Source organism: Streptomyces sp. NBC_01241 (assembly GCF_041435435.1).
Lineage (GTDB): Bacteria > Actinomycetota > Actinomycetes > Streptomycetales > Streptomycetaceae > Streptomyces.
Genome location: NZ_CP108494.1, coordinates 2,084,621 through 2,097,261, shown reverse-complemented (window position 1 = coordinate 2,097,261; position 12,641 = coordinate 2,084,621). Strand labels below are relative to the sequence as shown.

10 protein-coding genes and 1 tRNA gene are annotated in these 12,641 nt (G+C 66.8%); 5 read left to right on the top strand and 6 right to left on the bottom strand.

The genetic code is table 11. The features are described 5' to 3' along the window. Positions 1–147: 147 nt before the first annotated feature. Both OG306_RS09095 and OG306_RS09090 read left to right on the top strand, forming a co-directional pair. Positions 148–1,554: a pyridoxal phosphate-dependent decarboxylase family protein gene (locus tag OG306_RS09095; protein WP_266745589.1), complete on the top strand. Its 1,407-nt coding sequence runs from the start codon at positions 148–150 to the stop codon at positions 1,552–1,554. Beyond that, positions 1,551–2,969, top strand: a complete 1,419-nt coding sequence (locus OG306_RS09090) for a lysine N(6)-hydroxylase/L-ornithine N(5)-oxygenase family protein (protein WP_266745588.1) — start codon at positions 1,551–1,553, stop codon at positions 2,967–2,969. The genes OG306_RS09095 and OG306_RS09090 overlap by 4 nt, the downstream gene beginning before the upstream one ends. A 75-nt stretch (positions 2,970–3,044) precedes the next feature. Here OG306_RS09090 and OG306_RS09085 read toward each other — a convergent pair whose 3' ends face one another. Then, entirely contained in the window at positions 3,045–4,856 is a 1,812-nt protein-coding gene (locus OG306_RS09085) for a bifunctional metallophosphatase/5'-nucleotidase (protein ID WP_266906971.1), read from the bottom strand. A gap of 255 nt (positions 4,857–5,111) precedes the next feature. Between OG306_RS09085 and OG306_RS09080 the strand changes: the two genes are divergently transcribed. Together OG306_RS09080 and pyk are read left to right on the top strand one after the other, a co-directional pair. After that, positions 5,112–5,816, top strand: a complete 705-nt coding sequence (locus OG306_RS09080; RefSeq protein WP_371665226.1) for an SIMPL domain-containing protein — start codon at positions 5,112–5,114, stop codon at positions 5,814–5,816. 125 nt (positions 5,817–5,941) lie between these two features. Beyond that, on the top strand, positions 5,942–7,375 hold the full coding sequence (gene pyk, locus OG306_RS09075; RefSeq protein WP_266906973.1) for a pyruvate kinase: 1,434 nt from the start codon (positions 5,942–5,944) through the stop codon (positions 7,373–7,375). Between the two features lie 12 nt (positions 7,376–7,387). Here the strand turns inward: pyk and OG306_RS09070 are convergent, their stop codons facing one another. Together OG306_RS09070 and OG306_RS09065 are read right to left on the bottom strand one after the other, a co-directional pair. Continuing rightward, on the bottom strand, positions 7,388–8,167 hold the full coding sequence (locus tag OG306_RS09070) for a helix-turn-helix domain-containing protein (RefSeq protein WP_266745584.1): 780 nt from the start codon (positions 8,165–8,167) through the stop codon (positions 7,388–7,390). Between the two features lie 110 nt (positions 8,168–8,277). After that, positions 8,278–8,350 (bottom strand) — tRNA-Leu (locus tag OG306_RS09065). 100 nt (positions 8,351–8,450) lie between these two features. Between OG306_RS09065 and OG306_RS09060 the strand changes: the two genes are divergently transcribed. Next, a complete protein-coding gene (locus tag OG306_RS09060) occupies positions 8,451–9,101 on the top strand; it encodes an ANTAR domain-containing response regulator (protein WP_266745583.1) in 651 nt (216 codons plus the stop codon). A gap of 74 nt (positions 9,102–9,175) precedes the next feature. Here the strand turns inward: OG306_RS09060 and OG306_RS09055 are convergent, their stop codons facing one another. The 3 genes from OG306_RS09055 to OG306_RS09045 are packed head-to-tail and all read right to left on the bottom strand — an operon-like array spanning position 9,176 to position 12,641. Then, entirely contained in the window at positions 9,176–9,892 is a 717-nt protein-coding gene (locus OG306_RS09055; protein ID WP_266745582.1) for an ABC transporter ATP-binding protein, read from the bottom strand. Beyond that, a complete protein-coding gene (locus OG306_RS09050) occupies positions 9,889–10,851 on the bottom strand; it encodes an ABC transporter ATP-binding protein (protein ID WP_371665225.1) in 963 nt (320 codons plus the stop codon). Before OG306_RS09050 ends, OG306_RS09055 begins: the two co-directional genes overlap by 4 nt. Further along, positions 10,848–12,641: a branched-chain amino acid ABC transporter permease gene (locus OG306_RS09045; protein ID WP_266745580.1), complete on the bottom strand. Its 1,794-nt coding sequence runs from the start codon at positions 12,639–12,641 to the stop codon at positions 10,848–10,850. The genes OG306_RS09050 and OG306_RS09045 overlap by 4 nt, the downstream gene beginning before the upstream one ends.

Genomic DNA, 12,641 nt, shown 5'->3' with positions numbered 1-12,641 from the left:
ACCAGAACCCCCGAATACAGCCCCCCACCCCTCCCACATCCCCCTTTCGAGTTCAGATCACCGAGCTCTCCGGCCGCGCCCCCGAAAACCCGGACAAACTGGCACGTCCACCCATGCCCACCCACACCCACCCGAAGGCCCACCACCATGCCCACCCCACCCCTCGCCGGCTCCACCAACGGCCCCGCCGCCCTACGCCCCCTCATCGACACCGTCCTCACCGCACTCCACGACGGCGCCCAAAGACGCGACGGCCCCCTCCCCGCAGGCGGACCCGACGCCGTCACCCCCCGCACACGCACCACCACCCACCCCGTCATCCCCGACCACGGCACCGACCCCCACGACGCCCTGCGCACCCTCGTCACCGCCCTCGCCGAAGGCGCCGCAGACCCCGCACACCCACTCTGCGCCGCCCACCTCCACACCCCACCCCTCGCCCTCGCCACCGCCGCCGACCTCGCCGCCTCCGCCCTCAACCCCTCCATGGACTCCTGGGACCAGGCCCCCGCCGCCTCCACCCTCGAAGCCGACATCACCACCGCACTCGCCACCGAGATCTACCCCCACCACCCCTCACCCGACGCACTCGTCACCACCGGCGGCACCGAAGCCAACCAACTCGCCCTGCTCCTCGCCCGCGAACGCAACGGCCCCGTACAAACCATCTGCGCCGCCAACGCCCACCACAGCATCAGCCGCGCCGCCTGGCTCCTCGGCCTCCCCACCCCCGTCGTCATCCCCGCCCCCACCGGCGTCATGGACCTCACCGCACTCGACGAAGCCCTCACCCGGCTCCACAGCCCCCACCGTGCCCTCTTCGTAACCGCCACCGCAGGCACCACCGACACCGGCCAGATCGACCCCCTCGCCGACATCGCCGACCTCTGCACCACCCACGGCGCCGAACTCCACATCGACGCCGCCTACGGCGGACCCCTCCTCTTCAGCCCCACCCACCGAGGCAAGGTCCACGGCCTCGACCGCGCCCACAGCGTCACCCTCGACCTCCACAAACTCGGCTGGCAACCCGCCTCCGCCGGCATCCTCGCCGTCCCCCACCGCACCCACCTCCACGCACTCCACCACCGCGCCTCCTACCTCAACGCCGACGACGACACCGAAGCCGGCCTCCCCGACCTCCTCGGCCGCTCCCTGCGCACCACCCGACGCCCCGACGCCCTCAAGATCGCCGTCACCCTCAAAGCCCTCGGCCGCACCGGACTCGCCGACCTCATCGACCGCACCATCGCCACCGCCCACCACCTCGCCGACCTCATCGCCCACACCCCCACCCTCGACCTCTATGACCGTCCCACCATCAGCACCGTCCTCTTCCGCCCCACCGACGCCGACGACCACACCGTCGCCACCATCCGCCGCACCCTCCTCACCCGCGGCCACGCCGTACTCGGCCGCGCCCACACCGACGACCGCCTCTGGCTCAAAGCCACCCTCCTCAACCCCCACACCACCCCCGACGACCTCCGCACACTCCTCGCCCTCGTCACCCAACTCACCACCGACCTCGCGGAAGGCAACACCACCCGATGACCGACCAACCCACCCCCGAAACCAACCAGCCACACGACCTCGTCGGCATCGGCATCGGCCCCTTCAACCTCTCCCTCGCCGCCCTCGCCCACGGTATCCCCGGCAACCCCCACCCACTCACCGCCACCTTCTACGAACAACGACCCGCCTTCCACTGGCACCCCGGCCTCCTCATCGACGGAGCCAGCCTCCAAGTCCCCTTCCTCGCCGACCTCGTCACCCTCGCCGACCCCGCAAGCCCCTGGACCTTCCTCAACTACCTGCGCACCCGCGACCGCCTCTTCCCCTTCTACTTCGCCGAACGCTTCCACATCCAACGCGCCGAATACGACGCCTACTGCCGCTGGGTCAGCGACCAACTCCCCGGCCTCCACTTCAGCCACCAGGTCGACGCCGTCCGCTGGAACAACGAACGAGACCTCTTCGAAGTCGACTTCACCCAACTCGACACCCACGGCGAAGCCGAAGCACTCGGCCGCGCCCACACCCGCCACATCGCCCTCGGAATCGGCACCGAACCCCACATCCCCGAACCCCTCAAACCCCTCGCCGAAGCCGAATCCGTCCCCGTCATCCACTCCGCCGACTACCTCCACCACCGCGAAAAACTCCTCACCGCCGAACACATCACCGTCATCGGCTCAGGACAGTCCGGCGCCGAAATCTTCCTCGACCTCCTACGCGCCCGCCCCACCGGCCGCGAAAAACTCCACTGGCTCGCCCGCACCCAGGCCTTCGCCCCCATGGAGTACTCCAAACTCGGCCTCGAACACTTCACCCCCGACTACAGCCGCTACTTCCACGCCCTCCCCGAATCCGTACGCGACGAACTCGTCCCCCACCAATGGCAACTCCACAAAGGCATCGACGCCGACACCATCGCCGCCATCCACGACGAGCTCTACCGCCGCACCCTCCACGGCGGCTGGCCAGACACCACCCTCACCCCCGGCGTCCGGGTACGCACCGCAGGACGCCTCGCCAACGCCCGCGTCGAACTCCACCTCGAACACACCCAGCAGAACACCCGCTCCAGCCTCACCACCGACGCCGTCATCCTCGCCACCGGCTACCGCGAACGCTCCCTCGACCGCATCCTCACCGGCCTCGACCCCCACATCCGCCGCGACACCTCCGAACGCCCCCGCATCGACGACCGGTTCCGCCTCATCCTCGACCCCACCGTCACCGGCCACGTCTACGTACAGAACGCCGAACGCCACACCCACGGCGTCGGCGCCCCCGACCTCGGACTCGCCGCCTGGCGCAGCGCCACCATCCTCAACGACCTCACCGGCACCAACCCCTACCCCCTCCCCGCACGCACCGCCTTCACCACCTTCGGCCTCACCCCCCAAACCCCCAACGTCCCCACCCAGAACCCCGACCTCATCCCCCTCACTCACGGCAACTGACCCCCCCCGCACACAGACAACAGGCGGCCGCCCCCTCCACAAGGAAAGGACGGCCGCCCACCCGACAACAAACCCCTAGAACACCGGCGTACCGTCCCGCGTCAGACGCCAGTCCACCGAAGCGAACTGCGCACCATCCACCGAACCCTTCGCCTGCACCCAGCCGATGATCGTGTTACGGATCTCCTCCGAGTTCGCCCACAACTGCTTCGCACCCGCCACATGCGGGAAATTGCCACCGCCACTCGCCCGGTAGTTGTTCACCGCCAACACGAACTGCGCCGCCGGATCGATCGGCTTCCCCTCGAACGCCAGACCAACGATCCGCGAACCATTCGGCTTCGCGATGTCGATCTCATACGTCAGACCCGACACCGCGTCATAGTTGTAGTCCGGCGTGTTGCCCGCATTCGTCAGCTTCGCCGTGTCCACCGGAGCACCCGCCGCCGTCTGCACGTAGTACCGGGCCGAGAACTCCAGATAATCCTTGATCTGCGCACCGGTCAGCAACCGCGCCTCAAGGGTGTTCTCGAACGGATACAGCCCCGCCGCATCCTTGATCGTCACCTTCCCGGCCGGGATCCGCGCCGTACGCGAGAAACACGACGCCTGCGACAGCACCGGAAGCGCCGCGTACGCCCCACCCGCCAGCGCCGCCTGCACCGTCTCCGCCTGGACGACATTGATCAGATCGATGATCGGCTCGTCCTTCCACGCCGCCTCCGCCGTCGTCATCGCCGCCGTCGACGTACCGATGACCTGATTGACGTACGCCACGACCTTCTTGTGCTCGTCCACGAGCAACCCCGTGATCTTCGGGTCCTCATCCACGGTGTTGGAGTTCAACACCCGCGAACCCGCCTTCTCCACCACCCAACGACCCTTCTCCCACACCAGATCGAAGTCGAACAGCGTCAACCGCTGCCCCCACTTCAACGGCTCCGAGAGCACCACCTTCTTGCCGGTCTGCTTGTTCTCCACGAAGTACTCGGGGATCTCCAGATGCGCATGCCCGACCAGAATCGCGTCGATACCCGGCACCTGCTCGGCCACCAGACCCGCCGCATTCTCGACATAAGGGACCTGATCACCGTACGACGACGTACCACTGGTACCCGAGTGCGCCGAGACGATCACGACATCCGCACCCATGGAACGCAGCCGCGGCACGAACTTCGCCGCCTGCTCCTCCAGCCCCGGGAACACCATCTTCCCGCTGACGTTCGCCTTGTCCCAGATGGCGATGCCCGGGTTGGTCAGCCCCAGGATCGCCACCCTCACATCCCGACCCTGCGGAGTACGCAGCTTCTTGATGACGTACGGGGCGAACGCCGGCTGCAACGTCTTCGCATCCAGCGCGTTCGCACCCAGCAGCGGGAAATCGCACTGCTCCTCGAACTTCCGCAGCACCGGAATACCGTAATTGAACTCGTGGTTGCCGAGCGCCGCCGCGTCGTAACCGATCGCGTTCATCGCCTGCGCCATCGGGTGCACCGGCCCACGCTTCGCCGTGATCGGATCGATCTTCGCGTAGTAGTACGACAACTGGGTGCCCTGGATCGTGTCACCCGCATCGATCAACAGCGTGTTGTGACGGCCCTTCTCCCGGCGCACCTGGTCCACCAGGGTCGAGATCTTGGCCAGACCGACGTCGTTGTGAGCGTTGTCGTCGAACTCCGCATCGGTGAAGTAGTCCCAGTTGAAGACGTTCCCGTGCAGATCGGTGGTCCCCATCACGGTGAACGAGTACCGCTTCGACGGATGCCCCTGGCCATGCCCGTCGCCACCACCCTGGGCGGCCGCGGGAACGGCGGAGCCACCCGCGAGCGCCACACCGGCACCGGCAGCCGCCGATGTGCCCAGGAACGTCCTACGGTTCAGCGGCATTTCGTCTCCCACATCTCAGATCTCGTACAGCTCAGTTCAGGTACAGCTCGGTTCTGGTACAGCTCAGTGCTCGCTCGTACAGCCCAGTGCTCGCTCGTACAGCTCAGTTCCGGTACGGCTCAGTGCTCGTACAGCTCAGCGCTCGCAGCACACAACGCGCGTAGATAATGACCCAGAAGCCACACCCGGCAACACCCCTCGCAGGTTTCGATCTGATGACCACCAGCTGTCCTACCCGAATGCGACAGTGAACACATGACCGACACCCCACCGCCCTACGGCACCCCCGACCACCCCCGCGTCGCCGTCCGCGGCGAAGCCCGCCTCGAAGTCGACCCCGAAACCGCCCACATCGGCATCACCGTCAGCGCCCGCGGAAAAGACCGCCGCGCCGCCCTCGAAGACCTCACCCGACGCAACACACAAGTACTCGAACTAGCACGTTCCTACGGAAAAGCGGTCGAAAATCTCGAAACCGGCGCATTCTCCATCACCCCCGAACTCACCCAACGCGGCCGCGACGAAAAAATCCGCGCCTACCACGGCCGCGTCCACGTCACCGCCGTCCTCAACGACTTCACCGCGCTCGGCGAATTCACCACCCACGTCGCCGACCTCGACATGACCCACGTCAACGGCCCCTGGTGGGCACTGCGCCCCGACTCACCCGCCCACGCGAACGCCCGCCGCCAAGCCGTACACGAAGCCGTCCAACGCGCCCGCGAATACGCCGACGCCCTCGGCGCCCACCTCACCACCCTGGTCGAACTCGCCGACCTCGGCGCAGAGAACGCCATCACCGCAACCCCCATGCCCGCCGCGCCCGGCGGGCAACGCAGCCGCGCCGCCTACGGCGGAGCAGCAGCCGAACCCGCCCCCGCCCTCGACCTCGAACCACAACGCCAGACCGTCTACGCCCAGGTGAACGCCCGCTTCACCATGTCACCGCCAAAACTATAAAGAGAATGCTCATCCGAGCACCCCGGCGCACAATTCAACACTTGTCAATAACCCTTCATCCAAAGGTTGTTGAGCAGTCATGTGCGGCCAAATAACTACCCGTAGGTAAGGTCTAGGCTCGAACCATGCGCCGAGCAAAAATCGTTTGCACCCTGGGACCCGCCACCGACACATACGACCAGATCAAGGCATTGGTCGACGCGGGAATGGACATCGCCCGCCTCAACCTCAGCCACGGCACCTACGCCGAACACGAAGAGCGATACCGCCACGTACGCAAGGCCTCCGACGAGAGCGGACACAGCGTCGGCATCCTCGCCGACCTTCAAGGCCCGAAGATCCGCCTCGGACGCTTCCGCGAAGGCCCCGTACTCCTTGAACGCGGCGACAACTTCACCATCACCGTCGAACCCATCGAAGGCGACCGCCACACCTGCGGCACCACCTACGACGGCCTCGCCACCGACGTCACCACAGGCGAACGCATCCTCGTCGACGACGGCCGCGTCACCCTCGAAGTCACCGAAGTGGACGGCCCCCGCGTCCACACCACCGTCATCGAGGGCGGCATGGTCTCCGACCACAAGGGCCTCAACCTCCCCGGCGTCGCCGTCTCCGTCCCCGCACTCTCCGAAAAGGACATCGAAGACCTCCGCTGGGCCCTGCGCACCGGCGCCGACATCATCGCCCTCTCCTTCGTACGCAGCGGACGCGACATCGAGGACGTCCACCGCATCATGGACGAGGAGGGCCGCCGCCTCCCCGTCATCGCCAAGGTGGAGAAACCCCAGGCCGTCGACAACATCGACGGCATCGTCGCCGCCTTCGACGGCATCATGGTCGCCCGCGGCGACCTCGGCGTCGAAATGCCCCTGGAACAAGTGCCGATCGTCCAGAAGCGCGCGATCAAACTCGCCAGGCGCAACGCCAAGCCGGTCATCGTCGCCACCCAGATGCTCGACTCGATGATCGACAACTCCCGCCCCACCCGCGCCGAAGCCTCCGACGTCGCCAACGCGGTCATCGACGGCACGGACGCGGTGATGCTCTCCGGCGAGACCAGCGTCGGCAAGTACCCCATCGAGACGGTCCGCACGATGTCCCGCATCGTGGAGGCCGCCGAGGAGGACATCCTCGCCAAGGGCCTCCCGCCCCTGACCGACCGAAATAAGCCCCGCACCCAGGGCGGCGCGGTGGCCCGCGCGGCAGCCGAGATGGGCGACTTCCTGGGCGCCAAGTTCCTGGTCGCCTTCACCCAGAGCGGCGACACGGTCAGGCGCCTCTCCCGCTACCGCTCGCCCATCCCGCTCCTGGCCTTCACCCCGGCCCCGGCCACCCGCTCCCAGCTGAACCTGACCTGGGGCGTCGAGACCTTCCTCGGCCCGCAGGTGGAATCGACGGACGCGATGGTGGCCCAGGTCGACGAGGAGCTGCTGAAGATCGGCCGCTGCGAGAAGGGTGACGTCGTGATCATCACGGCCGGCTCCCCGCCGGGAGTCCCGGGCTCGACGAATCTGGTCCGGGTCCACCACATCGGCGAGGGCGACAGCGCGAAGTAGGCCGGTCGGTCGTCAGTACTTCGGCCCGACGTGGGCGTCCATGAGCGCGACGGACGCCCGTCGGGCGACGGAGATGTTGTACTTCTTGCCCGCGCGCGTGCAGTGCTTCCATTCGACGCCCAGCTTGTCGAGGGTGTCGGTGTAGAGCTGCCGGATGTCGTCCGAGACGTTGGTGAACCAGTACCTCGGGTACTCATAGCGCTTGCGTACGCCGCCGACCATCCGAGTCGTCCAGTTCATGTTCCGGCAACCGTCGGAGTGGATGAGTCCACGGATGAAGTCCCAGGGGTGGGCGTCGACGGTTTCCTGCTGCCAGGGTTCGAGGATGATGGGGCGCTCGTGCTTCCTGCCGGGGCCGTGTTGCGGGAATACGCATGTCCAGTGCTTCGTATAGGACTTGACCTCGACGCAGCCGTTTTTCTGGCGGCGTCCGATGCGCGGCATGGGCATCACCCTGCGCATTGCCGATTCTGCTTCTTCGATCAGGCCGGGCCATGAGTCTCCGCAGAAGACCGACAGGTGGTGCTGCTTGGGCTTGGAGATGATGTGGCCGTCTCCGAGGTAGAGCCCGAGTAGATACGCGTACGCAACGCGATCGAAGTCTCGACCTGTGCACACGGGGCAGTCGGTGGGCTGCTCATATTGCACGCCGCGGTGCTTGCGGTCCTGGTGCAGCCACCAGCCGACTGTTCCACGAGGAACGTTGAGAAGCTCTGCAACCGCTCGATTGGTGGAGCCACTTCGTAAGAGGGCGAGCGCTTCGTCCCGTATCGATGGATTGTGCTGTTCCATGCGGTGAAGTCTCGTGCAACCTTCACTGGCGTGTGCCAGATTCGAAGGAGCGTTCACCAGCAGGAGTGAAGACCGCTAAGCTGTGCTGGACCTTGGAATCAAAGGTGAAGTGCCCTGGGTGGGATTCGAACCCACGCTGTCGGTGGTTTGAGCACCGTGTCTCTTCCGCTGGACTACCAGGGCTGGCCTTAGCATCGAAGGTTAGCGTAGGCCCGCTGTGACTCAAACATACAGGAGCTAGGTAGGCTCAGGTAGCAGCACCTGCCTTGAAATAAGGAGCACCGTGACAACCCCCGAGCCGTCCCAGCCCGCAGCCGACGACGACAAGTCGCACGTTCCGCCGCTGACGACCCGCGTCGTCATCGCGGAGGACGAGGCGCTCATCCGTCTCGATCTCAAAGAGATGCTGGAGGAAGAGGGCTACGCGGTCGTCGGTGAGGCCGGGGACGGGCAGCGGGCTGTCGAGCTCGCCCGGGAGCACCGGCCGGATCTGGTCATCCTCGATGTGAAGATGCCGATTCTCGACGGGATCTCCGCCGCGGAGAAGATCGCTGAGGAGTCCATCGCGCCGGTCCTGATGCTCACCGCGTTCTCGCAGCGCGATCTCGTGGAGCGGGCGCGGGACGCCGGGGCGATGGCGTATCTCGTGAAGCCGTTCAGCAAGAGCGACGTGGTGCCGGCCATCGAGATGGCGGTGTCGCGGTTCGCGGAGCTGAAGGCGCTGGAGGGTGAGGTTGCCGACCTCGCGCAGCGGCTGGAGACGCGGAAGCTGGTGGACCGGGCGAAGAGCATTCTGCAGACGGATTACGGTCTGTCGGAGCCGGCCGCGTTCCGGTGGATCCAGAAGACGTCGATGGACCGTCGGCTGTCGATGCAGCAGCTTGCCGAGGCGTTGATCGAGGACGCCGAGGAGAAGAAGAAGGCGGCCGAGTAGGCCTGTACGCGCTCATGCAGGAGGCCCGTACCCGGTCAGCCGGGTGCGGGCCTCCTGCATGTGTACGGGAGGGGTCAGTCCTCGCCGAGGTAGGCCTTGCGGACGGACTCGTCGTGGAGGAGGTCCGCGCCGGTGCCGGAGAGGACGATCTTGCCGACCTCCATGACGTGGCCGTGGTCCGCGAGGGAGAGTGCGGCCTGGGCGTTCTGTTCGACGAGCAGGATGGTGGTGCCCTGGGCCTTGAGTTCGACGATGGTCTCCATGATCTTCTGCATCATGATCGGGGAGAGGCCCATGGAGGGTTCGTCGAGCATCAGGAGCTTGGGCTGGCACATGAGGGCCCTGCCCATGGCGAGCATCTGCTGTTCGCCGCCCGAGAGGGTTCCGGCGGCCTGCTTGCGGCGTTCCCCGAGGATGGGGAAGAGGTCGTAGGCGCGCTGGATGTCCTTCTCGATGCCTGCTTTGTCGTTGCGGAGGTAGGCGCCGAGCTGGAGGTTCTCCGTGATCGTCAGCCGGGGGAAGATGTGGCGTCCCTCGGGGGAGTGGGCGAGGCCCAGGGAGACGACCTTGTGGGCCGGGATGTTGGCGAGTGGTTGGCCGTCGAAGGTGATGCGGCCGCCGGCCGGCTTGAGCAGTCCGGAGAGGGTGCGCAGGGTGGTGGTCTTGCCCGCACCGTTGGTGCCGATGAGGGTGACGACCTGGCCGGCTTCGACGGTGAAGGAGATGCCCTTGACGGCTTCGATCTTGCCGTAGGCGACGCGGAGGTCCTCGACCTCCAGTAGTGCGGTCATCGGGCGTCCTCCTCCTCGGTGCCGGTGGTGCCGGTGGTGCCGGTGGTGCCGGTGGTGCCGGTGGTGCTGTCGGTTTCGGTCGTGCTGTTGGTGTCGGCGGCGTCGGCCGCCTTGGTGGCGACGGCTTCGGCTGCTTCGACCTCGGCGACTTCTTCGGCGCCGGGGGCACCTTCGAAGGGGGTGCCGAGGTAGGCGGCGACGACGCGTTCGTCGCTCTGGACGACGTCGGAGGTGCCGTCGACGAGTTTCTCGCCCTGGACGAGGACGGCGACGCGGTCGCAGAGGTTGAAGATGAACCGCATGTCGTGCTCGATGACGAGGACGGCGATGCCCTGTTCGCGGATGGCGAAGATGAGTTCTTCGGTGACGCGGGTTTCCTGCGGGTTCATGCCGGCGGTGGGCTCGTCGAGGAGCAGGAGTCCGGGGTCGCTGGCCAGTGCGCGGGCGATTTCGAGCTTGCGCTGGTCTCCGTAGGGGAGGTTGCGCGCGAGGTGTTCGGCCTTGTCCTGGAGGCCGATGAACTCCAGGAGCTCCATGGCTCGTTCGCGGCTGGCGTGTTCGGCCTTGGTGAAGCCGGGGAGCCGTAGGAGGGCGGACCAGAGGCCTTCTTTGGTCCTGGTGTGGCGTCCGACGAGGACGTTTTCCAGGACGGTCATGTTGGCGAAGAGCCGGATGTTCTGGAAGGTGCGGGCGATGCCTGCCTGGGTGACGAGGTGGGGCTTGGGCGGCAGGACGGTGCCTTTGTAGCTGACCTTGCCCTCGGTGGGGACGTAGAGGCCGGTGAGGCAGTTGAAGAAGGTGGTCTTGCCGGCGCCGTTGGGGCCGATGAGGCCGACGATCTCGCCCGCGTTGACGGTGAGGTCGACGTTGCGTACGGCGGTGAGGCCGCCGAAGCGCATGGTGACGCCGTTGGCGTCGAGGACGGTGGTGGCGGTTTTCGTGGTGGTCATGGTGGTCACGCCCCCGCCTTGGCGATGTCGGCGCCGGTTTCTTCGGACTGCCGTGGCTCGGGTAGGTCGAGCTGGTCGGTCTCGTGGAATTCGAGCTTCTTCCTGCGGTCGGCGACGAGGCCTTCGGGGCGCAGGCGCATCAGGAGGATGAGTGCGACGCCGAAGAGGAAGAGCTGGTAGTCCGACATGAACTGGAGCTTGGCCGGGATGAGGTAGAGCAGTGCGGCGCCGACGAGGGGTCCGCTGAGGGTTCCCATGCCGCCGAGGATGACGGCGGCGAGGAGGAACGCGGAGTTGGGTGGTACGGAGCCGGCGAACTGGTACTGCTCGGGTGTCACGGTGTAGTTGACGTGTGCCTGGACGGTTCCGGCGAGGCCGGCGAGGGTGGCGCCGAGGGCGAAGGCCAGCAGTTTGAGCCGGAAGGCGTTGATGCCCATGGCGGTGGCTGCGGTTTCGTCTTCGCGGATGGCGACCCAGGCGCGGCCGATGCGGGATTCTCCGGAGCGGCGGAAGACGAGGACGACGACGGCGGTGAAGACGAGCATCAGCAGGTAGTAGTTGGCGGACCTGCCGAGGTTGAAGCCGAGGATGTCGTGTTTGAGTCCGAAGTCGAATCCGAAGAAGTCGAGGTCGGGGATGCTGGGGATGCCTTGGGAGCCGTTGGTGAGGTCGGGTCCGCTGTTGCCGTTGAGGTTGTTCACGGTGAGGCGGAAGATTTCACCGAAGCCGAGGGTGACGATGGCGAGGTAGTCGCCGCGTAGTCGGAGGGTGGGTGCGCCGATGAGGACGCCGAAGACGAGTGAGGCTGCGGCGCCGGTGAGTACGGCGGCCCAGAAGGGGAATTCGACGCCGATGGCCGACATGGTGGAGCCGGAGACCAGGGCGGCGGCGTAGGCGCCGACGCCGAGGAAGGCGACGTATCCGAGGTCGAGGAGGCCGGCGAGGCCGACGACGACGTTGAGGCCGAGTGCCACGGTCGCGAAGATGAGGATGTTGGCGCCGATGAGCGCGTATTCCTCTTTCTGCTGGGTGAAGGGGAAGCAGACGGCTGCGACGAGGGCGGCGGTGAGGGTGACGTTGCGGTGTTTGGTGGTGAGTGCGGTGACGCGGGAGATGAGTCCGGCGCGGTGGAGTGCGGTGAAGGCGAAGCCGACGGTGATGAGGAAGCCGATGAAGAGTTCGGCGTAGTCGGTGTCGATTCCGTAGCTGAAGATGTAGAGGCCGATGCCGAAGGCTACGGCGATGATGAGGATTTCGGCCCAGGAGGGGAGGGGGTTGGTGCGGCGGGCCGGTGGGGCGCCGAGGCTGTTGCGGAAGCGCTGCCAGGTGGTGGTGGCGGTGGTGGTGTGTGGCTGGTCGTCGGGGAGGCCGAGTGCGGCGATGGCGGTGATGAGTGCGCCGATGCCGCTGACCCAGGCGCCGGGTTCCAGGTTGACGACGCCGCCGAGGTCGTAGGCGATGGCGCCGATGGTGTAGCCGGTGGTGCCGAGGGTGCCGAGGGCCAGGAGGCGGACGGGGCTGTTGGTGCCGCCGGGGGTGAGCCAGCCGAGGCCTCGGATGCCGTACCCGGAGAGCGCGAAGAGCAGGGTGAGTGCGGCGCTGGTGAGGGTGAGGACCTGGAGGCCGCCGGGGTAGCCGGTGACGGTGAGGTCGCCGGGGAAGTCGCTGGTCCAGGTCCAGGCGAGGAAGGTGCCGGCGAGTGCGATTGCGGCGCCGGCGAGGGTGGCGATGCGGGCGGCGGCTGCGGGGACCGGGAGGAAGGAGGTGGTCCCGGGCGTGGTGGTGTGGTTGGTGGTCAT

Coding starts and splice junctions, on each gene's coding strand:
- OG306_RS09090 (WP_266745588.1), top strand. CDS start 1,551: ATGACCGACCAACCCACCCCCGAAACCAACCAGCCACACGACCTCGTC.
- OG306_RS09070 (WP_266745584.1), bottom strand. CDS start 8,167: ATGGAACAGCACAATCCATCGATACGGGACGAAGCGCTCGCCCTCTTA.
- OG306_RS09095 (WP_266745589.1), top strand. CDS start 148: ATGCCCACCCCACCCCTCGCCGGCTCCACCAACGGCCCCGCCGCCCTA.
- pyk (WP_266906973.1), top strand. CDS start 5,942: ATGCGCCGAGCAAAAATCGTTTGCACCCTGGGACCCGCCACCGACACA.
- OG306_RS09080 (WP_371665226.1), top strand. CDS start 5,112: ATGACCGACACCCCACCGCCCTACGGCACCCCCGACCACCCCCGCGTC.
- OG306_RS09055 (WP_266745582.1), bottom strand. CDS start 9,892: ATGACCGCACTACTGGAGGTCGAGGACCTCCGCGTCGCCTACGGCAAG.
- OG306_RS09045 (WP_266745580.1), bottom strand. CDS start 12,641: ATGACCACCAACCACACCACCACGCCCGGGACCACCTCCTTCCTCCCG.
- OG306_RS09085 (WP_266906971.1), bottom strand. CDS start 4,856: ATGCCGCTGAACCGTAGGACGTTCCTGGGCACATCGGCGGCTGCCGGT.